The sequence below is a fragment of the Cryobacterium zhongshanensis genome, assembly GCF_022760445.1.
Lineage (GTDB): Bacteria > Actinomycetota > Actinomycetes > Actinomycetales > Microbacteriaceae > Cryobacterium > Cryobacterium algoricola.
This window is the reverse complement of sequence record NZ_JALGAR010000004.1, coordinates 205,965-228,921: the sequence shown is the minus strand read 5'-3', so window position 1 is coordinate 228,921 and position 22,957 is coordinate 205,965. Positions and strand designations below refer to the sequence as shown.

Genomic DNA, 22,957 nt, shown 5'->3' with positions numbered 1-22,957 from the left:
TTCCGTAACTGAATGGATTGACCGGTTCGGGTCCGCCCGGGCTAGCCGAGGTCGCCGACCGAGACGAGGCCGTCGTGGCGACGGCCGTCGAAGATGATCGTCGGGATCTTCACGGTGTGGATGCTCTCCTCGACCGTCTTCTTGTTGGCTGCGATGACCTGGGTGACCTGGTCGGATGCCGCGACCTCGGCCACGTGGTCGACCTGGGCCTGGGTCAGCCCGAACTCGAGCTCCCAGCCTTGGATCAGCGCGCTGGCGTCGGCCGGCTTCATGCCGTTGATCGCGGCCTGCCACGCCACTCCCGCGTCGTTCTTGTCGGCGTAGATGCGCTTGAGGATCTGCCAGTCGACGGGCGTGGTAGCCCCCTCGAGCCGGTTGAGGCGCAGGGCCTCGAGCTGCTCGGTGATCATCAGCGAATTGGGGAACTTGTACCCCGTGGCCGATTGGATCGGATACGCGATGTAGCTCAGGTTCTGCGTGTCACCGAACCCGGCTTCCTCGATGTTCTGGAAGAGCTGCGAGCAGTAGGTGCAGCCGGGGTCGACGACCTCGAGTGCGGTCTTCTTGCTCGCGTCGTACGGGTTCAGGTAGGTCGCGTCCGCGGGCAGGTAGGCCGTGGCATCCCAGTTCTGCATCCGGCTCGGGATGGCGGAGAAGGTCTCGCCGAGGCTCGCGAACTCGTTGCCAAAGGCGCCGACCACGTCCCACGCCGCGAGGGAATCGCCGAAGCCCGGGGTCTGGTCCGGGATGGAGCAGGCTTCGGCGCCGAGGCTGCACGACGCCGAGTCCTGCTTGTTGCAGGTCCCGTAGACGTAGAGGTTGACGCCGCTCTTGACGACCTCGTACCCGCTCCAGATGGTCGTCAGGATGATCAGGACGGCGACGACCTCGAGGCCGATGCTCGCGGGCTTGACCAGGCCGGGCCTGCGCGCGGCGAGCGGGGCGAGCATGTGGTCCTTCATGTCCTGTTTGAAGGTGGTGTCGCAGGGGCGGAAGGTGATCCGGCGGAACGTGCAGTTCCACGCCTTGGCGAGGTACTTGCGATATCGGGCCGAGATGGCCGCCATGAACAGGAGGACGATGAATGCTGCGATGCAGAACACTTAGGAAAGACCTTTCAAGAGGCGGGCGAGGGCGTCGTGAGCGCGATCGATGTCCGCCGAAGTGGAGTGGAGTCCGAGAGAGAACCGCAGGAGCGGGGGAAGTCCCAGCCGTTCCTTGAGTTCGTGGTGGGCGCAGAAGTAGCCGCTGCGCACCATGATCTGCTGCTGGGAGAGGAAGACCGCGAGGCGGTGCGAATCCTGCTTCGGGGCGTAGACGCTGATCACCGGGCTCGCGCCGTGATTGAGCACGACGAGACCGGGGATGGCGCTGAGACCCTCGAAGAGGCGGCCGGAGAGGCTCTCGATGTGGTCGCGCGGGGACAGGCCGCCGGGGCGGACATGCCCGAGCCAGTCGAGCGCGCGGCCGAGCGCGATGATCTCGCCCCAGGCCTGCAGGCCCGGTTCGAGGAGTGCGCCAGGGTCGTCCGTGACGAGGTCGAAGGAGTCTTCGCGGACATCCGTCACCATGCCGCCGCCGACGAAACCGATCTCGAGGGAGCGCAGCAGCTCGAGCCGGGTGACGATGACCCCGAGGCTCGCTCCGTAGGTCTTGTGCGCCGAGAAGCAGATGGCGTCGGCGTCGGTTCCTCGCAGCAGCGCGTGCTCGTGGGCCATGGCCTGGGCGGCGTCGAGGATGACGATGCCGCCGCGGGCGTGGGTCTCTCTGACGAGGCCCGCGAGGTTCGTCAGGGTGCTGCCGTCGATGTTCGAGGCGGCGTTCACGACGACGACGGCGCGTTCGAGCTGCGCGGGATCGAAGATGAGAGCGCCGTCGGGGGCCCGGTCGAGCACGAGCCTCGGCAGACCGAGACGTTTCGCGGCGGTCATCGTCGGGAGGAAGACGGAGTTGTGTTCGGCGTGGCTCGTGACGATCCGGCCGAAGCGGCCCTGGGGGAGTTGCTGGAGCAGCAGGTTGATCCCATAGGTCGTATTGAGGGTGAACGAGACCGCGTGGCTGCGCGCGGACAGGCCGAGCCGGTCGAGGACGGCGGACCGCGTCGCCGCGACCTCCTCGTCGACCCGCTTGCCCCAGGCGTATTTCACGCGGCCGCCGCAGGCGTTGTAGCTCGTGTAGTACTCGTCCACGGCGTCGATCACCGGCTGCGGGCGCAGGCTCTGGCAGGCGGCGTCGAGGTAGACCTCGCGTGGTTCGAGGTAGCCGAAGTCGGCGAGTCGGCTCGCGGCGTCGACGGGAGCCGACGCCTCACGGGCCGCGCCCCTGCCGAAGAGTCCGGCGCGTTTCACGACGCCGACCCCGTCCGGTCCGGGAGCGTCGGGCAGGAAGATGTGCACATGTTCAGTAGTCCATTCAGGTCACTGGGTCGAAAACCGCGGGTGCCGGTAGAAACGGCAGGGGGCGCATCCGTTCGGCGGGAGGGCCGGGAGGGCGCGGGAGCGGGTTTCGGCCTAAATGCGGCTGACGGAAAGCTGGGTGAGGTTCGGGCGGTGCAGGTGCGGGGCGATGGCGCGGAAGGTGCCGACCACGAAGCCGCCGGCGACGAACAGAAGGCCGAGGGCCGACGGGCCACCCGCGATCAGCAGGAGGCTGCCGAGGACGAGGAGGATGGAGCACGACATCGCGGCCATGGCGCCGCCGCCGAGGGAGTTGCCCTCGAAGCACAGCACCCGCTGGCCGACGGATGCCGCGATCGTGCGGGCCATCCCGGTCGCCGCCGCCGCTGCGGACACGGCGACGGAGGCGGAGAGTGCCACGGCCTGCGCGACGGTGCCGGAGAGGGCGGCGCCGGAGTGGACTGCTCCGGAGAGGGCGGTGGTGGCGGACGCCGATGCTGAGCCGGTCGCGGACATCGTCATCGGGCTGACCGCAGCAGGCACATTCACGTCCTGGCCGTCGGCGCCGGCGTGGGCGAAGAGAACGCACGCGAGGACCGCGATGAGTGCGAGGGTCGCGAGGAGGGCGGTACGGAGACCAGCGGTGCGGAGCGCAGGGTGTGGGTGCGACGCGGCGGAGAAGCCTGCCAGCCTCATCTCGCCTCCCGGTGTCGGCATCCGGTCGAAGCGGATGCGCTGAATCGCTACGTCCGTATCGATACACGCATACCGTACCGGATGCCGGGGCGAATAACCTGACAAACGTCGCCCATACGCACAAACGACCCCCGGGTGAGCGGGGGTCGTTCGCGTGGAGAAGGCCGTGCGGTCGGTGCGAGCCGGTTAGGGCTTCGCCGCCTGGGCTGCCGCCGCAACCGGGTGCACGGACGACTGCCCGGGAGCGGGAGCCCCGAGGCTCGACGAACCTGGACGCGGGGTCAGGCCGAGGCGCCGCACGATTTCCGCGGCCTCGGCGGCCGGAGCACGCCCCGCGTCGATTGTGATGGCGCGTTCGTCGGCGCCGGGCGCCTCGAGGGTCGCGACCTGGGAGTCGAGCAGCGAGACCGGCATGTAGTGGTCCTGCCGGGTGGCGAGGCGGCGCAGGATCAGGTCCGTCGACAGGGTCAGGTGCACGAAGATCACGTTGTGCTCGCGGAGCACGTCGCGATACTTGCGCTTGAGCGCCGAACAGGTGATGATCCCCGGCACGCCGGCCATGGTGTGCTCGATGATCCAGGAGGAGATCGTCTCGAGCCAGGGCGCACGGTCGTCGTCGTCGAGCGGATGCCCGGCCGACATCTTGTCGATGTTCTCCTGCGGGTGCAGGTCGTCGCCCTCCTCCAGGTCCCAGCCGAGCTGGCCGGCGAGGAGGCCGGCGACGGTGGACTTGCCGGAGCCGGAGACGCCCATGATGACGAGTACGGGCTGCTGGTTCTCGAAGAGCTGTTCGGTGTCGCTCATGCTAGATCACGATGTTCAGCAGGAGCACGCCGGCGAGGCCGGTCACGGAGATGAGGCACTCCATGATGGTCCAGGTCTTCAGGGTCTGCCCGACGGTGGTGCCGAGGTATTCCTTCACGAGCCAGAACCCGGCGTCGTTGACGTGAGAGAGGAACAGCGAACCGGCGCCGATGGCGAGAACCATGAGCGAGACATCCGTTGCGCCGAGCGTCGCGGCGACCGGGGCGAGGATACCGGCTGCGGTCACTGTCGCGACCGTGGCCGAACCCGTTGCGACGCGGATGAGTGCGGCGACGAACCAGGCCAGGAGCAGGATCGAGACGCTGCTGCCCGCGACGGCGTTCGCGATGACGGTTCCGATCCCGGTGTCGATGAGTACCTGCTTGAAGCCACCACCCGCGCCGACGATGAGCAGGATGCCGGCGATCGGGGGGAGGGAAGCGGAGAGTGACGTGGAGACGGCGGCACGGGTCATGCCACCGCCACGGGCGAAGAAGATCATCGCGTAGATCACGGCGAGGCCGAGGGCGATCATCGGGGTGCCGAGGAAGTCGAGTGCGGCGTTCAGCGGTGCGGTGGAGCCGGGGGCGAGGGCGTCTGCGATCGAGCGGGCGAGCATCAGAACGACGGGCAGCAGGATGCCGCACAGGGTCACGAAGAAGCTCGGGCGCTTGGTGTGGGTCACTTCGCCGGTGTCGGCGGTGGTGAGGAACAGTGCCGGTACGGGCACGTCGACCCAGCGGGCCGCGAACTTGCTGAAGACCGGGCCGGCGATGATGACGGTCGGGATGGCGATGAGCACGCCGATCGCGAGGGTCAGGCCGAGGTTGGCGCCCAGGGTCGTCACCGCGACGAGGGGTCCGGGGTGCGGCGGCACCAGGCCGTGCATGACGGACAGTCCGGCGAGGGCCGGGATCGCGATGCGGATCAGCGAGAGTCCGCTGCGGCGGGCGACGAGGATGATGACCGGGATCAGCAGCACGAGGCCTACCTCGAAGAACATCGGCAGACCGATCAGTCCACCGATGAGCGCCATCACCCAGGGCAGGGTGCGGGTCGTCGAACGGCTCACGAGGGAGTCGACGATGCGGTCGGCTCCACCGGAGTCGGCGAGCAGCTTGCCGAACATGGCGCCGAAGCCGACGAGGATGCCGACGCTCGCCATGGTCGCACCGAAGCCGGTGCTGAAGCTCGTCACGGCGGCACTCGGCGCGAGTCCCGCGCCGACGCCGACGCCGACGGCGCCGATCGCGAGGGCGAGGAACGGGTGCACGCGCAACCAGGTGATGAGGGTGATGATGACCGCGATGCCGACGACGGCCGCGATGATCAACTGGGCGTCACTGCTGGCCGGTTTGATCGGGTCGGCCGCGTGTACGACCAACTGGACCGTCGACTGTGTGGCCGCCTGAACCGCAAGGGCGAGATTCATCTCAGATTCCATTCTGAGGCCGCGTCCCTGCGACCCCATCGTCAAAAAATTAGCAATAGTCTGATAAATCAGATAATTGAGTGTTGCACAGGATGTGCGCGCGCGCCACCCCCCGAATCGCGGCCGTACCGATTGGGTGGGTACGATCTCGGTGGGGGGTCCGCCCGAGGCCGCCCAGCACCGCCTAAGGAAAGAAGTGCAGATGCAGAGCGGCACCGTCACGGATTCCTTGCGCGTGGGTGGCCTGCACGCCCGGGTCGTGAACGCCGTCGGCCAGTCGATCGTCGACGGGCACTACGCAGCCGGTGACATCCTGAACCTCGACGAGCTCAGTGTGAGCTTCGCGGTCTCCCGGTCGGTGCTGCGCGAGGCGATGCGCGTGCTGCAGTCACTGGGAATGATCGAGCCCCGGCAGCGGGTCGGAACGCAGGTTCTGCCCCGTACCTCCTGGGAGCTGATGAACCCGCAGATCATCGTCTGGCGTGGCCGCGGACCCGAATACTTCACCCAGATGCGGGAGATGCTCGAAATGCGCCTCGGAATCGAGCCGGTCGCGGCCCGATTGAGCGCACAGGCGATGACACCGGAGCAGCTCGCTGCCGTTTCGGCGGCCGCGGACGCGATGGTCGTCGCAGACCAGGCCGGGGACGGTCGTGGCTTCCTCGAGGCCGACATCGACTTCCACACCCTGATCCTGCGCGGCTCCGGGAATGCCGTGATGGGGCACTTCGCGAGCACCGTTGCCGCGTTGCTCCGCACCCGCGAAGAGGAAAAACGGTTCACGATCACCGCGTATACGCCGCCGTCGGCGCACCGCCACCACGAGCTCGCGCATGCGCTCGCCGTGCGCGACGGGGAGGCCGCCTATCGATGGTCGTTTGCCACCATCGAAGCGACCCTCGCCGAGTTCATGGCAGAGACGCCCCGTCAGGTCTGATGTAGTGGCTCGTCGCCAGGTACCTGATCAGAGGTTGTTTCCACAGAGCTGAGCCATCCTCGAAGAATGTCGGTGGTCGGTCGTAACGTGGGGGCATGACCAACCTCTCGGAGTCGCATATTCCACCCCATCAGCCGCTCGGCGACGTGCTCGGCGGGTTGCGCTCGTTGGCGGATGTCGTCACGCGGCTGGGCGGGTCGTCCGCCGCCGTCGACACGCTCAGCGACCAAGCGGTGCTCGAAGGTCACGCGTTGATCGCGGGAGCGCGGCGGGCGTTGGATACCCAGGCGGCGTGGTTCGCCGCAACCCTGGCCCGCCGGTCTCGTCCCGAACTCGGCGGGAAGGGCCTCGCGGCCCGGAAGGGGTTCCGCAGCCCGGAGGACCTGCTGCAGAGCATCTCCGGGTCAAGCAAGGGCGACGCAGTCAAGCTCCTCGGAGTGGGCCGGCTGGTGGCCGAGACCGACGCCGCCGAAAAGGCCGCCCGGGAAGCCGCGGAAGCGCAGAAGCTGCTCGACGAGACTCCGCCCCTCGACGGGGCTGCTCCAGACCTGCCGCCGGTGCAACCGCCGATTCCTCCGGCCGCGGTGCCGCCGTGGCACGCCCCGATCGGCCGGGCCCTCGGCGAGGGCTGGCTCAGCGTGGAGAAGGCCGATGCGCTCCGCAAGGGCCTGGGCGACCTGGACCGGGCGATCACCCCGGAGAAACTCGCCACAGCCCTCGCCCGGCTCCTGGCGGAGGCGCGGACCCTGAACGCCGACCAAATGTTCAAGCGGGCCCGGAGGGTGCGGGACGTGCTCGATGAGGCCGGCATTGCCGCCCGCGAGAAGGCTGCCTACGACGACCGGTCCTTGCGGTTCTACCGCCTCCACACGGGCCAGGTGCGCATGGTCGGCCTCTTCGCCCCCGAAGACGGCGAGTACCTGATGAGTACCTACGACGCCATCACAAGCCCCCGCCGCGGCGGGGTCAGGTTCGTGGACAAGGAGCAGGCAGCGTGGGCCAAGCGGGTGCAGGACGACCCGCGCACGACCGAGCAGCTCACCGCGGACGCATTCCTCGCCCTGACCAAACTCGGCGTGAAAGCCGACCCGAAACGCATCGCCGGCGGCCGCAACCCCGCCGTCCGCATGGTCACCATCCGCCCCACCAGCACCTCACCCGCTGGCGGTGCACCCGGGACTGCAGCCCCCGAGGCCCCGATTCCCACCGCCGACACCGAGTCGGGCCCCGGTATGGAGGCGCCCCAGCTCCAAGCGGGCGTGATCGAGGGGACTGCGGTCACGGTCTCGGCCGAAACCATGGAGCGAAACCTGTGCGACAGCGGTCTCCTCGACGTCACCTTCGACGACCACGGCCACGGCCTCGACCTCGGACGGGAGCAACGCACCTTCAGTCCCGACCAACGGGCCGCCCTCGCCATCCGTGACGGCGGGTGCATGTGGCCAGGCTGCGACCGACCACCTTCCTGGACCGAAGCCCATCACATCGAGCACTGGAAAGACGACACCGGCGAGACCAACCTCGACGAGGGGATCCTGCTCTGCCGGTCCGACCACCTGCGGCTCCACAACGAGCATTGGCGCATTACCCGGGACGACGCCAGCCGATACTGGCTCACCCCGCCACCCGGACTCGACCCCGAACAGCGACCCATTCTCCTCACCAGCAAGAACCCGATCCTCCGCGACGCCTGACGAGGTCGGGCGGTATCCGGACCGATTGCCGGTACCGGTCAGAGGCGGGCCAGCCGCTCGATGTCCTCGAGGAACTCCGCTGCGACCTGCGGCGAGACCGTGGTGCGGGTGGCGCGGATCGCCTCGAGGTAGTCCTCGGTCCGGGGGCCGCTCGGCGCATCCACGTGGACCGTGTCCGCGTTGAAGAGTGCCCGTTCGAGTGCCTCCTGCGACGCGCGACGGGCCGCGTACTCGATATCGGCGGGCGAGAACCCCTCGCTCGCGGCGACGAGTTCACCGAAGTCGACCGTGCCGGCCACGGGCGCAGGCACGTAACCGGCCCAGATAGCGGCGCGCGCCGCGGCATCCGGAAGCCCGATCGGGATGACGTAGTCGAACCGGCCGTGCCGGAGCAGCGCGGAGTCGAGGGCGCGGATGAAGTTGGTCGCGCAGACCAGGAGGCGCCCCGGCCGCTCGCGGAACGCCGGGATGATCTTGAGCAGCTCATTGGTCACACCCTGCAGTGGGGATGGCGGTTCGCCGCCGCGCTGGGCCGCGATCTCCTCGACCTCGTCGATGAAGACCACGGCGTGCTCGAGCTCTGAGATTTTCAGGAATGTCTCCCGCAGCGCTCCGGCGAGACCCTTCGGATCTCCGGCCAGGCGGGAGGGGAATACCTCGACGAACGGCCACTCGAGCCGGGAGGCGATCGCCTTGGCGAAGGTGGTCTTGCCCGTTCCGGGAGGGCCGAAGAGCACGACGGCCTTGGGGGGAACGACTCCAAACTGCTCGGCGAGATCCGGTTCGGCGAGCGGCATCACGAGCCGACGCTCGAGGAGCTCCTTCTCGGCGCGCATGCCGCCGACGCCCGCCCAGAGGTCGCGTGGCAAGACCCGCCCGCCGAGCTCGCCGAGCGCCTTCAGTCCCTCGCGCTGCACCGGGATCTCGCGCTCGAAGTAACTCAGCTGCTTCTTGACGACGAAGCCGCGGTTGAGGAAGGCGTCGACGCGGCTCTCGGTCTCCGGCATCAGCGCGGAAAGCTTGGTCAGGCCGTGCGGGGCCATCTTCGATTCGAGTGCCGCGAGCATGGCCGTGCCGATGCCCTGGCTTTGCCAGGACTGCGCGGTCGCGAGGAACACGATCCAGCCCTGGGCATGCGCAGCACGGCCGACCGCGGCCCCGATGACGTCGTCGCCGTGCATGGCGACGACGGCGTGATCCTTCTGGCAGGAGGCGAGCACCTCGGACAGGCCGTAGACCGGTTCGGTCTTGGTCGCGGTGACCTCCTGCCAGAGCCGGAGGATCCCATCGAGGTCGTCAGCGTGGAAGTCGCGGATCCGCCAGCCGGTCATGGTGCTCCTTCGCACGTGGGAAACCTGTCCCCACAATCTAGGGCACCGGCCCTTTCGACGAGTCGGGCGTGCGGCGTAACATTTCGTAACGTGGACGCCACGGTCATCAGCCGGCAGAGACCGACGCCGGGCTTCCGGAGTGGGATGACTGAAATGATGAGCATGACGGCGCAGATGATGGACTCCTCGATGGCGATGAAGAGCATGAGTGGCCTCGACAGGGCGGCGATGCAGGACCTGATCGAATGTTGCAGCGCGTGCGAGCAGGCCTGTACGGTCTGCGCGGACGACATGATGGCCATGGGCATGACCGGCATGTCGAAGTGCATGAGTATGTGCCTCGACTGCGCGGACATGACCCACACCATGATGCGCATGATGCTGCGCCCCTCCGGTTACGACATGACAGTCATGATGGCCCAGATGGACGCCTGCATGAAGATGTGCTTGGCCTGCGCCGACGAGTGCATGATGCACGCCGACATGAGCGAAGAGTGCAAAATGTGCGCTGAGGCCTGCCGTCAGTGCGCGGCCGCGTGCGAGCGGATGATGTCCGCCATGAAGTCCATGATGCCGATGGCATAGAACGCCGATGGCGTAGGACAGACACACGGCCGAGGAGACACGGCCGAGGACAGGTCGCCTAGAACAGGTCCGCGAGGCCGGAGAAACCCGACAGCTCGGCCGGGGCCAGCAGCACGTTCACGCGCTCGGCGCCGATCGCGAGCACGTGATAGACGCCGTGCAGTGCGACCGGGTCGCCGACAGAGGCCGACGAGCCGAGATCCGCATGATTCCACACCCACACCGTGGCATGGTCGTCGAGGGTCGTGATGGCGACCCAGCCCGTGTGGGTGACCGCGGTCACGATCGCGTCCCGCCACTTGCTCGGCGTCGCCGCGGACACGCGCTGCTGGATCAAGGGAAGGGCATGACCCGGGGCGCTGCCGGAGCAGGTGTGACCCTGCGAGCACTCGGGACGAGGGGCCTTCCGGAGAGTGGGGTGCTGCTGGGTCATCGCGGTCTCGGTCCCTTCGTGTCGCGGTGCGGCGGTCGGTGTTGAGAGCAAGCCTAGGTCGGTGACCGGCGGATGTCCCGGCATCCGTCACGCAAGGAAACAATGGCGCGCCGCCGCGCGGGACTGGCTCGATGACCGGATTCCGAGCGGCGGATGTACCATGAAAGTGCGATCCCGTCCACCGATAGTGATGGGTCGGGTTTCCATCCACGGATGCGAAACCGTGTCAATCTCGATCGCTCACACATTGAACCAGGCTCAGCGGCGCGCCGTTCATCAACCGTTTGAGACTGAGAGAACCCATGGCCGACGTGACGAAGAATTCCACCATCCACTACGTGTCCGCTGTGCGCTGGTCGGCGCTCAAGCGTGAATTCGCTGCGCGTCGCGGCCCGGTCTCGACGACGCACGACGACGACCAGGACTGACGACCGTGTCCCAGGCATCGTCGTCAGGCGAACCGAACCCGGCGTCGCCGGCCAACCAGGTCTCGCTGCCGCGCTGGAATGAACTCAAGCGCGAGTACAACCTGCGGCACAAGTCGCTGATGCGGTACTCCGCTCCCGCTGCGGATGCGGCGAAGAGCCCGGACGACACCGTCCGCTGAACCGGTGCTCGCTGATCGACCGGTCGCCGGATGACCGGATGCTCGGCCGTCGTCCGCTGAGCCGCCCGTTCCAGCCCCCCTCACCGGTGGGTGCAGTCGATAGTATGCAACCAGGGGGCGATGATGACACTGGAGCTGCGGGAGACGTCGAGTACGACGATTTCCCTTCTCCTCGGCCATGTGCGCGCACACGGCGGGGACGCTGCCGTCGCCGAGGTCCTCGCCAGGGCCGGAGTGACTGAGTCGGTCGACTGGCTCGAGGACACGGCCACCTGGGTGAGCTACGACACCAGGATCCGGCTTTTCGAGGCCGCGACGATCGTGCTCGACGACCCGCGCACGATGTACACGGTGGGCTCGACGGTCGTCACCGACGGGCTGCATCCGGTGCTCGTGCAGCTCCTGAGCGCCTTCGCGTCGCCCGCGGCGGTCTACCGCCAGTTGCCACGATTGATTCCCAAGTTCACGACCACGTCGACAATGGAATCCGTTTCCGTGCGGCGGACGTCGGCAACCCTCCGCTACCGGCTGCACGAGGGCTATCGCCCGTCGCGCCTCGACTGCCAGTACGCCCAGGGCCTGTTCGCCGCGCTGCCGTCGATGTTCGGGCTCAATGCCGCGATCGTGGTCCACCCGGAGTGCCAGTGCGACGGATACGAGTGCTGCATCTACGAAGTGACCTGGTCGACCCGGCGCCGCTGGTGGTCGTTGCGGTCATGGACCCATCCCACCAACCGGTCCCTTGTGCTCCTGCGCGAGAAGGTCAAGGAGGTCCAGCTCGCCGCAGCAGACCTCGTCGGAAGCGACGATGTCGACGACGTTCTCGCCCGCATCGTCGCCCGTGCGTCGTCTGCGGTGCTTGCGCCGGCGTACCTGCTCATCATGACGTCCGACCACGGCGAGCCCGTGCTTCGCTTCCAGGGGCTCGATGCCCCCAAGGCGGCCAGGATCGCCGCGCGAATCCTTCACGGCGACGCCCTCGGCGACCGGGCGGTGATCGTGGACGTGGCCTCGAGCCGGCGCACCTACGGGCACCTCGCCGCGCTGTATTCCCTCGGCCACACCTCGATGGACGGTGACAGGACCCTGCTCGAGGCCTACGCCGGTCATGCCGCCGCGGCGCTCGACCTGTTCACGGCCCTCGACGACAGCAGGCGGGAAGAGAGCAGGGCGGCCGCCATGCTGGTGCTCGCCCATGAGCTCGCAACGAGCAACGGCAGCGAGGCCGTCGCCGACGCGGTCGCCCTCGCGGTGCCGGCGATCGCCGGCTGCGATGCCGCCGCGGTGCTGCTCTGGGACGCCGGACCCGGCGTGATGCAGGCGGTCGCGACCGCCGGCCTCGATGCGCCCCGAAGGGAGCGGATGCTCGCGTCGCCGATTCTCGCCGCGCAGACGCCCGAACTCGTCGAGCTCCTCGCCCACCAGCGGCCGGTCCCGCTTTCGACGCTGACCGCGAGCCCGCAACTCGCCGGCCTCCTCGCGGAATGCGGGATGGCCGCGGCGATCATCGTGCCGCTGCTCGCCGGCGACGTGCTGATGGGCGTCGTGGCGGGCGGGTGGCGTTCCGCACCCGAGTCGGGCATCTCCCCGAGCACACTCGCCCGCATCGAGGGCGTCAGCCACCAGGGCGCCATCGCCTTGCAGAACGCCCGGCTCCTCGCCACGGTCCGTCACCAGTCCCTGCACGACCCGCTGACCGGCCTCGCCAACCGGATGCTGTTCGCGAGTGAGCTCGATTCCGCCGTGTCGACCTGTGCGGAGGGCTCGTGCACCGCCGTGATGTTCTGCGACCTGGACAACTTCAAACAGGTCAATGACGTGCTCGGCCACGGCGCCGGCGACGAACTCCTCCGCCAGATCGCCGTTCGGCTTCGCGGGTGCCTGGGTGCCGAGGCCACCATCGGACGTCTCGGCGGCGACGAATTCGCGGTCCTGGCTCGTGAGCTTCCGGGCCACGAGGAGGCCGTCCACCTCGCCCACCGGGTCGTTGACAGCCTCAATCGGCCGTTCCACGTCTCCGGCCACGACCTGCGCATCACCGCCAGTGTCGGGGTCGCGGTGCACAACGGCCCGGGGGACGGTGGAGAACGCCTGCTCGCCGCCGCGGACACCGCGATGTATGACGCGAAACGGACCGGCCGGAACCAGGTCGCCTTCGCGGACGACAGCAACCGGACCGACCCGGCGACCTCACTTCACAGCGAGCTTGCCGAGGCGCTCAAGCGGTCCGAGATGCGACTGCACTACCAGCCCATCGTCGCGCTGTCCTCACCTGACCGGGTCGTGGGTGCCGAAGCCCTGATCCGCTGGGATCATCCCCGCCTGGGCCTGCTGGCCCCCGCAGCCTTCCTCCCGCTCGCAGAGGAGACCGGCCTCGTCGCCGACCTCGACCTCTGGGTGCTCGGGGAGGCCCTCGCCGACCTCGCGGCCCTCGGCGCCGCCGCCGACCTCGCCGCGGTCGGGGAGGCGCCCCTGCACGTGGCGGTGAACCTCGCGAGTGCCACCCTGGTCGACCCGCGGCTGATACCGACCGTGCGCGCAGCCCTCAACCGCAACCGGCTCCGTCCGGATCGGCTGGTGCTCGAGATCGTCGAGAGCAGGGCGCTCATCGATCTCCCCGGCGTCGTGGAACGGCTCACGGAACTCCGGCGGCTCGGTGTGAGCATCTCGCTCGACGACTTCGGGACCGGGTTCTCGACCCTGGCCTGGCTCAACACCCTGCCCGTCGACCAGATCAAGATCGACAGGACCTTCACCGCGAACCTGCCGGAGCCCGCATCCGTCGCCCTGGTCGAGGGGATCATCGCGCTCGCGCAGAAGCTCGACATCGACGTGGTCGCCGAAGGAGTGGAGACCGAGGAGCAGTTCGCCGCGCTCCGGGAAGCCGGCTGCGCCTTCGCCCAGGGGTACCTGCTCGGCCGGCCGACGCCCGGATTCGCGTCCGTCGCGCAGGCGACGCTCAGCCGCGCGTGAGCTGCTGGGCCCGGTGCGCCGTGAGTGCTTCGACGACGAGGTCGTGATCGAGCTGCTGGGCGAGACCGGAGACACCGACGACACCCATCAGCGCCCCGCGCACCCGCAGTGGAAAGGCGCCGCCGTGCGCGGCGTGCGTTCGTGGGTCGAGCCGGGAGGAGGTGTCGAAGTCGCGGCCCGCTGCGCGGAAGCGGGTGCCGACGGCGAGCGAGGAGCTCGCAAACCGGCGGACGACGCGGAACTTGTTCTCGAGCCAGCCGTCATTGTCCGCGCTCGCCCCCGGCAGGGACGCGTGGAAGACCCGCTGGTCCCCGAACATGATCGCGATCGCGATCGGGTGGTCCCGCTCGAGTCCGAGCTCCACGAGCAGGGTACCCACCGCCCAGGCATCCGCGAAGCCGAAGGAATCGAACTGGATGCTGCGCTCCTGCTCGAGGAGAATCTCCAGCTTCTGTTCCTCTGCGGACAGTGTCGGTGCGTCGGTCATCTCGAGCCCTTCCAGGAAGTGCGGCATGCGCCGCCTCGGACAGTCTTCCACTGCCGAGCCGTCTGTCCACTGCCGAGTCGTCGGCCAGGGCCGGTGCCCGCGTTTGACCCAGCGCCGCAGCAGGCAGAGACTGAAGGAGTGAATCGAAAAGAGGAAGACCGCGCGGTCGAGCAGATCATTGTCCGACTGGAAGAGAAGTTTCCCAACGAACCACCGACGAGTATTGAGAAGACCGTGCGCGAGCAGCAGCTCGCGCTTGCGCGGAATCCATTGCGGGACTACATCCCCGTGCTGATCGAGCACGCGGTCAAGGAACGGTTGCGCCGGGCCGCACTGCACCTCCCGACCGCGGCCTGAGCACCCTCAGGCGAGCAGGGGCGCGAGTTCCCGCGCGCCCATCCTGAGTAGGGCGAGGAATTCGGCGGGCTCGTCGATCCGTGCTGCCGGGGCCGACAGGCACAGCCCTGCGACGAGCAATCCCTCCCGGTTCCGGATCGGGATCGCGAGACAGCCGGTCCCCGGCGCCCCCGGCCTCAGGAAATGCGCGTAGCCGTCGGACCGGATCGTGGCGAGCTGCCCGGCCAGTTCCGGGTCCTCGCCGAGCACCACCGAGTCGGCCGCACCGCGCTCGGCGAGCAGCAGCCGACCCATCGCACTCGTCTCGAGCGCCCGGGCGCTCCTGACGGACACGCTCGGCGGGTAGTCGGGGTCCGGATCGATCACGCGGACGCCCTCACTGTCGTAGCGGACGAGGTGAATGCCCCCACGGATGCGGGACCGCAGCCGGTCGACGACCTCACGCACCGCCTCCGGCGGCTGGGCGGGCGCGACCAGGCGGGCGAGTTCGACGACCTTGCGCCCGAGGGCGAACCCGCGCAGGTCCGGCATCCGCACGAGATACTCGTCCTGGACCAGGAGGTTGAGGAGCCGGTACGCCGTCGCCTTCGGGAGTCCGAGGCTGTCCGAGATTTCCCGCGCGGTGACCCCCGACCCGCAGCGGGCGACCTCCTCGAGCACCGTCAGGGCACTCTGGATCGCCTTCGGCTGGCGGGCACCGAGGTGCGCGGCGCCCGTCACGGGCCGGCCCGGTCCGATTCCCGCGCCGCGGCATCCGCCGGGGCCGGCCCGCCGAGAACGTCGCCCGTCACGGGCACGTCGTACACCCCGATCGTGTCCCGCAGCCAGGGCCGCCCGCGCAGTCGCAGGCCGCACCAGGCGAGGCCGAGAGCCATCACGCCGAGAAAGACCCAGACCCCGAGCGCCCTGGCCGAGCCGCTCTCGACGACGAGGTAGGTGATGAGCACGGCCCCGAGCAGCACGGCGGCGAGCACCGCGAACAGCACCGGCCAGAAGGTGGACTCGCCGATCCGCCTGAGGAAGACGGGCGCTGCGACGCAGACGAGCAGGTAGGCGATCATGTAGCCGCCCGCGGCCCCGACGATGAGCACCTCCATGGTCTGCCAGACGCTGCCGGACAACGCGATCGTCGTGAGCAGCACGACCGTGATCACGGTCATCGCGACGAGCGCCGCGCCGAAGGGCGTGCGATACCGCGGGTGGGTGCGCCCGAACCTGCTGGGCAGCAGGCCCTCCCTGCCCATGGTGAAGAGCACCCGCACGAGGGCGGTCGTCGAGGCGATCGCGCAGGCCAGGAACGACGTCGCGATGCTGACGTCGAGGAGCAGGCCGATCGCGTCGATCCCGTATGCGGCGGCGAGATCGTTGACCGGGGATGCGCTCGCCGCGATCGTGCCGCCGAGGGCCGAGAAGCCGACGAGCTGGCTGAACGAGGCGAGCAGGTAGAGCATCCCCGACCCGAGCACGGTGAACACGATCGCGCGCGGGATGCTCGCGTACGGGCGCTTCGCCTCGACACCGAGGGTCGATGCGCTCTCGAAACCGACGAAGGCCGTGAGGGCGAGGGCGGACCCGACCGCGAAGTTGGCGGGGTCGATGCCGCCGGGCGCGAGCTGGGACCAGTCGAGCACCGGCCAGAGCCGCACGAGCAGCGCGACGACGAGCACGACGATGATGAGCACCGAAACTGCCTCGACGAGCAGGGTGATCCTGGTCGAGAGGCGGATGCCGCGGGCCAGCACGAGCAGGCACAGGGCCGCCATGACGATGATGAGCAGGCCCGCGACGAGGACGGACCCGGTGAGCGCCGGCCAGAACCGGGCTACCACGATCGTGAGGTAGTACCCGGCGCCGCCGAGGGCGAACATCGAGATGAAGCCGTAGCCGACGAGCAGGCCGACACCGGCGACGAACGACGCAGCGGTGCCGAGCCCACGAGAGACGAAGGTATAGATCGACCCGGCCGCCGCGATGCGCCTGGTGAACTGGTTGATCGTCGTCGCGACGAGGAACGCGAGGAGCATCGCCGTCGCGAGCGACCACACGGTCGCGCCGCCCGCTACGACGGCGACGAGGAGCGGGATCGTGGTGGCGGCCGCCGAGGGGGCGACCGCGGACACGGACTGCGCGAGCACGTCGAGGAATCCGACGCTGCGCCGGTCGAGGCCATCGACGGGCGAGCGGGTTCCGATGCCGTCGACCGGCTGCGGATCGTTGATGGCCCTGGCCAGTGCGGTCATCGGTCCGGCCTCGTTCTCTCTCGTTCACATGCTCACGGTCGGCGGCGGTCTCATGGCCGGCGGCGGTCTCACGGTCGGCGGCGGTGCGGAGCCTCAGGCTAACCAGCCGGCGTTGCGACCGCGCTTCGGGCGTGTTTCGGTCGCGTGACCGCCGAGTGAGACGACGGGCGGCGCGCGTCTCATTCGGGCCGCCCGGACGTTTACCCCGGCGAGACCGGTCGGCAACAGCGGTCGGACAGGCTGGCCGCAGACCTCCCGATCCGCTTTCCCCCGTTTCCCCCGACTTCCCCTGACGAACCCGCCCGAGCTGGAGATGACATGACCGTAACCAAAGAGCCCACGGCATCCGTGGGCACCGCCCCCGCCGAACGGTCCCTGACCGGTTCCCTCGGCGTCACGTCGATCGTGCTGATGGTCGTCGCCGCTGCGGCGCCGCTCACGGTGATCGGCGGCTCCGCTCCGCTCGGCATCCTGCTCGGCAACGGAGTCGGCTTCCCGTCGATGTTCGTCGTCGCGGCGATCGTCCTGCTGTTCTTCGCTGTCGGCCTCGCCGCGATGACCCGGCACGTGCCCAAGCCCGGCGCGTTCTTCACCTTCGTCAACTACGGGCTCGGCAAACCGGCCGGACTCGCCACGGCGTTCCTCGCCCTGCTCACGTACACGACCATCCAGGTCGCGGTCTACGGGTACGTCGGATACATCCTGAGCGTCACCCTCACCGGCCTCGGCGCGCCGGATCTGCCGTGGTACCTCTACGCGCTCGCGGCCGTCGCCCTCGTCGGCTTCCTCGGCTACCGGCACATCGACCTGAGCTCGAAGGTGCTCGGGGTGTTGCTCCTCGGCGAGGTCGGCGTCGTGCTCGCGCTCGTCGTCGCCGTGGTCGTCAACGGCGGCCCAGAGGGCCTCTCGATGGCGCCCTTCGAACCGAACAACGTGCTCACCGGCTCCCCGGCGATCGGCCTGATGTTCGCGATCGCCGCGTTCATCGGCTTCGAGTCGACGGCGATCTTCCGCGACGAGGCGAAGGACCCCGGCCGAACCATCCCGCGGGCCACCTACGTCGCCGTGATCGGCATCGGTGTCTTCTACACGCTCGCCTCCTGGGCGCTCGTGATGGCGTGGGGCCCGAGCGGCGTCGTCGCCCAGGCCGCGGAGAACCCCGGCGCGATGATCCTGATCACGACCCTCGCCTACCTCGGTCCGATCGGTCAGGTCGTGATGAACGTGCTCCTCATCACGAGCATGTTCGCGTGCGTGCTGTCGTTCCACAACGTGATCACCCGCTACCAGCACTCGATGTCCAACGCCCGGGTCCTGCCCGACTTCCTCGGCCGGGTGCACACGAAGCACTCCGCACCGCACCTGTCCTCGATCGTGCAGACGGGGACCGCCGGAATCCTCATCGTCGTCTTCGCCGTGCTCGGCCTCGACCCGGTGCTTCAGGTCTTCACCTGGCTCTCCGGCGTCGCGACCCTCTCGATCGCCATCCTGATGGCCGTCACGAGTATCGCAGTCGTCGTCTACTTCGCCCGCACCAAGCAGGACAGGCGGCTCTGGAACACCGTGATCGCACCGGTGCTCGGGCTGCTCGGCCTGCTCGGCGCCGCGGTGCTCATCGCCACGAACTTCCCCTTCCTCGTCGGCGACGTCGACGCGGACGGCGCGCCCGTCTTCGGCGTCGTGAGCGCCGTCCTGCTCGGACTGGTCGTGATCTTCCCCCTCGGCGGCCTCGTGCAGGCGCTCATCCTCAAGCGCACCAACCGGGTCGCATACGACCAGATCACGGATGCCATCGGCGGGTGACCCGCGAACCCCGCCCGCAGCATCCGCTCACCTCTCACGACCCTTCGACTGGAGAATCATGACCATCACCGATCTCGACACCCCGCACGGCCACCACGAACACGGCGACCCTCAGCACGGCAAGGACGCGGAGGCGGCACAGAGCCACCCGGTGGGCAGCCTCACCGCCGCAGAGTTCGCGACCGTGCGCGACGTCGTCACGGCGGGCGCAGACTGGAACGCGACCACCCGCTTCGCCTATGTCGGGCTGTGGGAACCGCACAAGCGTGAGGTCCTCGCCTGGCAGGACGGCACCGGGCCGCTTCCGGACCGGCAGGCCCGGGTGATGCTGCTCGACATGGAAACCGGCCGGTCGACGGACAACATCGTCTCCATCACCGGCCGCACGGTGCTCACGACGAGCGTGCTCGACGGCTCGGCCGGCCAGCTGCCGGTGCTGCTCGCCGAGTTCGATGCGATCGCCGGGATCGTCGCCGAGGACCCGCGCTGGGTGGCCGCGCTCGCCGCGCGGGGCACCACGATCGACGAGGTCGTGGTGGTGCCGCTCTCGGCCGGGCACTACGACTACCCGGAAGAGGTCGGCCGCCGGATCGTACGGGTGCTCGCCTTCCGCCAGGACTACCCGGAGGACCACCCCTGGGCGCACCCGGTCGACGGGCTCTCCGCCTATGTCGACACGGCGTCCCGCACCATCACCCGGCTCATCGACGTCGGCACCCTGGACATCCCGGCCGAGGGCGGCAACTTCGACGACCCGGCCGTGCAGGGCGCCCCGCTCACGACCCTCAAGCCGATCGTGATCTCGCAGCCGGAGGGACCGAGCTTCACGGTCGACGGCGAGTGGGTCAGCTGGGCGAACTGGAAGTTCCAGGTCGGCTTCGACACCCGCGAGGGCCTCGTGCTGCGCCAGCTGTCGTTCACCGATGCGGGTGAAGAGCGCCCGATCATCTACCGGGCCTCGATCAACGAGATGCTCGTGCCGTACGGCGACCCCTCGCCGGTGCGGTTCTGGCAGAACTACTTCGACACCGGAGAATACCTGTTCGGCCGGTTCACCAACTCCCTGGCGCTCGGCTGCGACTGCGTCGGCGAGATCAAGTATTTCGACGCCGTCCTCGCCGACGAGCTCGGCAACCCGTTCACGATCAAGAACGGCATCTGCATGCACGAGGAGGACGTCGGAACGCTCTGGAAGCACGGCGACATGTTCACCGGCTCCAACGAGGTGCGCCGGCAGCGCCGCCTCGTGATCAGCTTCTTCACCACGGTCGGCAACTACGACTACGGCTTCTACTGGTACCTCTCCCTCGACGGCACCATCGAGTGCGAGGCCAAGCTCACTGGCATCCTCTTCACCTCGGCATACCCGGGGATCGGGGAGCCTATCGGAGAGACCGCGATCGAGGGAGACTACGCGTATGCCAGCGAGGTCGCTCCCGGGCTCGGCGCCCCGTACCACCAGCACCTCTTCAGCGCGCGGCTCGACATGATGGTCGACGGGCTGTCCAACGCCGTCGACGAGATCGACGGGGTGCGGCTGCCGATGGGCCCTGGCAACCCGCACGGCAACGCCTTCACCAAGAAGACGACCCGGCTGACCGGAGAGGCATCCTCCGGGCGGCTCGCCGACGCATCCGTCGCGAGGGCCTGGCACATCGTCAACACAGAGAAGACCAACCGGCTCGGACGCCCGACCGGGTACGTGCTGCAGCCGGAACAGTCTCCGACGCTGATGGCCGACCCGGGATCGTCGATCGCGAAGCGCGCCGAATTCGCCACGAAGCACCTCTTCGTCACCCAGTACGACCCGGCAGAGCAGTTCGCGGCCGGCGACTTCGTGCACCAGAACCCGGGCGGAGACGGCATCACGAAGTACATCGCGGGCGACCGGCCGATCGACGGAGAGGACATCGTGCTCTGGCACACCTTCGGCCCGACCCACTTCCCGCGGATCGAGGACTGGCCGGTGATGCCGGTCGACTACGCGAAGTTCACGCTCAAGCCCTACGGCTTCTTCGGAGCGAACCCCGCGATGAACGTGCCGGCCAACGAACCGGTGTCGCACTGCTCGCACGGGCACGACGGCGCGGCCCACGAGCACACGCACCACTAGGGCGAGAGGAGAGCGCTGGTGACCTGGGCACTGCACGGAATCATGATCGGCGGCGCGTCACTCAACCTCTGCTGCGTGCTCGGCAGCCGGCGCTCCCGGTCTGGCCTCGCGGTCGTCTCCACCCTCGTGATGCTCGCGGCGATGACGGACTCCGCGTTCGGCGTCTTCGGCCTCGGGCCCTTGCCCTGGGCGGCGATCCTGATCGCCTGGGGGCTGACCTGTTCGGCGCTGCTCCGCCGCGATGCCGTCTTCGCTGAGGGGGCGCGAATCGACGTTCACGAGGCCCGGGAACCTCGATTCGCGACACCTCAGGGCGGGGCGGTACGGGCCGCGGCGCACCGGGGCCGGCAGACCATGCTGCTGCACCACCCGCTCGGTCTCGTGGTCACGGCGGGCCAGCTGATGGCGCACACGGTGATGTCTCCGGGATCCGGTGCGGGCGGGGCGGGGCACACGCACTCGGATTCGCTCCTGCTGCCGCTGGTCTGCGTGGCCGGTGCTGCGTTCGTGGTCTGGTCCCTCGTGCTGCTCGTGACCGAGAGCCGAACCCGGCTCGAACGCGGGAACCTGCTCGGCATGTCGGCGATGACGGCGGCGATGGCCGTGATGCCCTTCGCCTGACCGACGCCGGGTTCGCCCGACCAACGCCGGGCAGGGCTGGGCGTCAGGCGGGCTCCCAGGGGAGGCGTTCCTCGAAGGGCACCGGCGCGAGCGGGATCATCACGACCGGCCGGTGCTGGCGATGCGCGAGGCGCACGGCGATCGACCCGCTGAAGAATGCCTGCAGGCCCGCCCGGACACTCGACTCCCGGGTGCCGACGACGATCATGGCGGCCCCGAGGGTGTCGGCGAGCCGGCCGATCGCCAGTGCGGGGTCCCCGGCCAATGCCCGGGTGCTCCAGACGACAGGGCTGCCGTCGAGCGCCACCGCGAGTCGCGCGAGTAGCCGTGGCGGAAGCGACTCGTCGGCGAGGTCGACGACATCGGGATCGAACGAGAGCGAGCTCACGGTACCGTCCGGGTGTTCCTCGATCACGTAGCGCCCGGTGTCGACCCAGGCGCAGACGAGCTCAGCGCCGAAGTGCTCCGCGAAGACGGCGGCCTGCTGCACGACGGCATCCGGCTGGCCGGTGTCGACCCCGACCACGATCCGCGCGCGGTGCTGGCGGTCATTCGGTTGTCCGGTGGTCACGATGGGCTCCCTCGGCGAAGTGCTGCAGGTACGACGCGACGGCGGATGCTCCACTCGCGAATGAGGATGACGGCTGCGGCGACCATGACGAGCGTCGACGTGACCGCCGCGGGCACCCCGGAAGCGGCCGGAGTCGCCGAGGTGAAGTTGTACGCAGTGTGCCAGGCCGCCACGAGCAGCACGCTTCCCCGCGATCCCCGGAACAGCCAGGCCAGCACGATCGACCCGGAGACCAGGCCCAGCGACCAGCCGACCAGCGCGCCGGGACTGAAACCCCGGAAGGTCGACATGATGAAGAACAGCGGGAGGTGCCACGGGATCCAGGCCAGGGCGATCAGGAGCGCGGTCTCCGTCAGCGACCGGTCGCGCAGCATCCGCTGGGCGGCGAAACCCCGCCAGCCGGCCTCTTCGCCGAGGCCGTTGAACACGAAGACCACGACCACCGTGAGCACGGGGCCGAGGTCCGCCGGCACTCCGGGGTACTCGCTCAGCCCGGCCGCCGAAACGGGGGCGCCCGTCGCCAGCATCCCGATCGCACCCGCGGCGAGCACGACCGGGACCGTGAGCCACCACCAGCCGATCCGCCAGCGGAAGACGCCACGCCAGAACGCCGCGAGGCCGGGCCGGCCGTCGACCACCGCGGTCGTGACGACCGCGGCGAGCAGGGGACCGGCGAGTCCCGGCAGGTCGGTCGGCCAGCCGACTCCCGGTCGCACGGTACCGCCGGACACGAGAATCGGGATCCAGCAGGACCAGGAGAACAGGTAGGCGAGGCCGAAGAACACCGCGAGCGGATGCCGGCGCACCCACGTGCGGGCCGGTTCCGGTGTCATGATCTGGCCTGCCTCTCCGCGCACGCTCTCGCCGGCTGATCTCC

At 69.0% G+C, this 22,957-nt stretch carries 22 protein-coding genes; 10 read left to right on the top strand and 12 right to left on the bottom strand.

The features are described 5' to 3' along the window. Window positions 1-41: 41 nt before the first annotated feature. The 5 genes from MQH31_RS15210 to MQH31_RS15190 all read right to left on the bottom strand — a co-directional run bounded on the left by MQH31_RS15210 (window position 42) and on the right by MQH31_RS15190 (window position 5,328). Entirely contained in the window at window positions 42-1,103 is a 1,062-nt protein-coding gene (locus tag MQH31_RS15210) for a DsbA family protein (RefSeq protein WP_243012751.1), read from the bottom strand. Beyond that, window positions 1,104-2,396, bottom strand: a complete 1,293-nt coding sequence (locus tag MQH31_RS15205) for an aminotransferase class V-fold PLP-dependent enzyme (protein ID WP_243012750.1) — start codon at window positions 2,394-2,396, stop codon at window positions 1,104-1,106. A gap of 114 nt (window positions 2,397-2,510) precedes the next feature. Continuing rightward, window positions 2,511-3,092: a hypothetical protein gene (locus tag MQH31_RS15200; protein WP_243012749.1), complete on the bottom strand. Its 582-nt coding sequence runs from the start codon at window positions 3,090-3,092 to the stop codon at window positions 2,511-2,513. A gap of 186 nt (window positions 3,093-3,278) precedes the next feature. After that, window positions 3,279-3,896: a gluconokinase gene (locus MQH31_RS15195; protein WP_134534677.1), complete on the bottom strand. Its 618-nt coding sequence runs from the start codon at window positions 3,894-3,896 to the stop codon at window positions 3,279-3,281. Between the two features lies 1 nt (window position 3,897). Beyond that, complete coding sequence (locus MQH31_RS15190) at window positions 3,898-5,328, bottom strand: GntP family permease (protein ID WP_134534676.1); 1,431 nt, start codon at window positions 5,326-5,328, stop codon at window positions 3,898-3,900. 202 nt (window positions 5,329-5,530) lie between these two features. Here MQH31_RS15190 and MQH31_RS15185 point away from each other — a divergent pair, with 202 nt between their 5' ends. Together MQH31_RS15185 and MQH31_RS15180 are read left to right on the top strand one after the other, a co-directional pair. Further along, window positions 5,531-6,265, top strand: a complete 735-nt coding sequence (locus tag MQH31_RS15185) for a FadR/GntR family transcriptional regulator (RefSeq protein ID WP_134534675.1) — start codon at window positions 5,531-5,533, stop codon at window positions 6,263-6,265. A gap of 95 nt (window positions 6,266-6,360) precedes the next feature. Continuing rightward, entirely contained in the window at window positions 6,361-7,959 is a 1,599-nt protein-coding gene (locus MQH31_RS15180; RefSeq protein WP_243012748.1) for an HNH endonuclease signature motif containing protein, read from the top strand. A 38-nt stretch (window positions 7,960-7,997) separates the two neighbouring features. Here MQH31_RS15180 and MQH31_RS15175 read toward each other — a convergent pair whose 3' ends face one another. After that, window positions 7,998-9,290 (bottom strand): ATP-binding protein, encoded by a 1,293-nt coding sequence (locus tag MQH31_RS15175; RefSeq protein WP_134534673.1) that lies wholly within the window; start codon window positions 9,288-9,290, stop codon window positions 7,998-8,000. A 90-nt stretch (window positions 9,291-9,380) separates the two neighbouring features. Here MQH31_RS15175 and MQH31_RS15170 point away from each other — a divergent pair, with 90 nt between their 5' ends. After that, a complete protein-coding gene (locus tag MQH31_RS15170) occupies window positions 9,381-9,875 on the top strand; it encodes a four-helix bundle copper-binding protein (protein WP_243012747.1) in 495 nt (164 codons plus the stop codon). 58 nt (window positions 9,876-9,933) lie between these two features. Here MQH31_RS15170 and MQH31_RS15165 read toward each other — a convergent pair whose 3' ends face one another. Next, window positions 9,934-10,308 (bottom strand): hypothetical protein, encoded by a 375-nt coding sequence (locus tag MQH31_RS15165; RefSeq protein WP_134534672.1) that lies wholly within the window; start codon window positions 10,306-10,308, stop codon window positions 9,934-9,936. A gap of 302 nt (window positions 10,309-10,610) precedes the next feature. Here MQH31_RS15165 and MQH31_RS20730 point away from each other — a divergent pair, with 302 nt between their 5' ends. From MQH31_RS20730 to MQH31_RS15155, 3 genes are all read left to right on the top strand, one after another. Next, window positions 10,611-10,736: a hypothetical protein gene (locus tag MQH31_RS20730; protein WP_255454363.1), complete on the top strand. Its 126-nt coding sequence runs from the start codon at window positions 10,611-10,613 to the stop codon at window positions 10,734-10,736. A 5-nt stretch (window positions 10,737-10,741) separates the two neighbouring features. Further along, window positions 10,742-10,915, top strand: coding sequence for a hypothetical protein (locus tag MQH31_RS15160; RefSeq protein ID WP_243012746.1), 174 nt, complete (start codon window positions 10,742-10,744; stop codon window positions 10,913-10,915). A gap of 120 nt (window positions 10,916-11,035) precedes the next feature. Next, entirely contained in the window at window positions 11,036-13,888 is a 2,853-nt protein-coding gene (locus MQH31_RS15155) for a putative bifunctional diguanylate cyclase/phosphodiesterase (protein ID WP_243012745.1), read from the top strand. Here the strand turns inward: MQH31_RS15155 and MQH31_RS15150 are convergent. Beyond that, entirely contained in the window at window positions 13,875-14,402 is a 528-nt protein-coding gene (locus MQH31_RS15150; RefSeq protein WP_243012744.1) for a heme-degrading domain-containing protein, read from the bottom strand. The genes MQH31_RS15155 and MQH31_RS15150 overlap by 14 nt on opposite strands. Window positions 14,403-14,513: 111 nt before the next feature. Here MQH31_RS15150 and MQH31_RS15145 point away from each other — a divergent pair, with 111 nt between their 5' ends. After that, window positions 14,514-14,732, top strand: coding sequence for a three-helix bundle dimerization domain-containing protein (locus tag MQH31_RS15145; RefSeq protein ID WP_134534670.1), 219 nt, complete (start codon window positions 14,514-14,516; stop codon window positions 14,730-14,732). A gap of 6 nt (window positions 14,733-14,738) precedes the next feature. On the opposite strand, the gene MQH31_RS15140 is transcribed toward MQH31_RS15145, so the two are convergent. Continuing rightward, complete coding sequence (locus tag MQH31_RS15140) at window positions 14,739-15,452, bottom strand: IclR family transcriptional regulator (RefSeq protein ID WP_134534669.1); 714 nt, start codon at window positions 15,450-15,452, stop codon at window positions 14,739-14,741. Further along, the gene (locus tag MQH31_RS15135) at window positions 15,449-16,972 is read right to left on the bottom strand and encodes an APC family permease (protein WP_243012743.1); all 1,524 of its coding nucleotides are present in this window, start codon (window positions 16,970-16,972) and stop codon (window positions 15,449-15,451) included. Before MQH31_RS15135 ends, MQH31_RS15140 begins: the two co-directional genes overlap by 4 nt. A gap of 318 nt (window positions 16,973-17,290) precedes the next feature. On the opposite strand from MQH31_RS15135, the gene MQH31_RS15130 reads away from it, so the two are divergent. From MQH31_RS15130 to MQH31_RS15120, 3 genes are read left to right on the top strand one after another with little or no spacing between them, the layout of a single operon-like run. Then, window positions 17,291-18,775, top strand: a complete 1,485-nt coding sequence (locus MQH31_RS15130) for an APC family permease (protein ID WP_243012742.1) — start codon at window positions 17,291-17,293, stop codon at window positions 18,773-18,775. A 58-nt stretch (window positions 18,776-18,833) separates the two neighbouring features. Beyond that, on the top strand, window positions 18,834-20,888 hold the full coding sequence (locus tag MQH31_RS15125) for a primary-amine oxidase (protein ID WP_243012741.1): 2,055 nt from the start codon (window positions 18,834-18,836) through the stop codon (window positions 20,886-20,888). Window positions 20,889-20,906: 18 nt separating this feature from the next. After that, complete coding sequence (locus tag MQH31_RS15120; protein ID WP_243012740.1) at window positions 20,907-21,509, top strand: hypothetical protein; 603 nt, start codon at window positions 20,907-20,909, stop codon at window positions 21,507-21,509. 43 nt (window positions 21,510-21,552) lie between these two features. Here MQH31_RS15120 and MQH31_RS15115 read toward each other — a convergent pair whose 3' ends face one another. Beyond that, complete coding sequence (locus MQH31_RS15115; protein WP_166792610.1) at window positions 21,553-22,080, bottom strand: universal stress protein; 528 nt, start codon at window positions 22,078-22,080, stop codon at window positions 21,553-21,555. Further along, window positions 22,077-22,913 carry a CPBP family intramembrane glutamic endopeptidase gene (locus MQH31_RS15110; protein WP_243012739.1) on the bottom strand — a complete coding sequence of 279 codons (837 nt, stop codon included), beginning with the start codon at window positions 22,911-22,913 and terminating at the stop codon, window positions 22,077-22,079. The genes MQH31_RS15115 and MQH31_RS15110 overlap by 4 nt, the downstream gene beginning before the upstream one ends. Window positions 22,914-22,957: the final 44 nt, after the last annotated feature.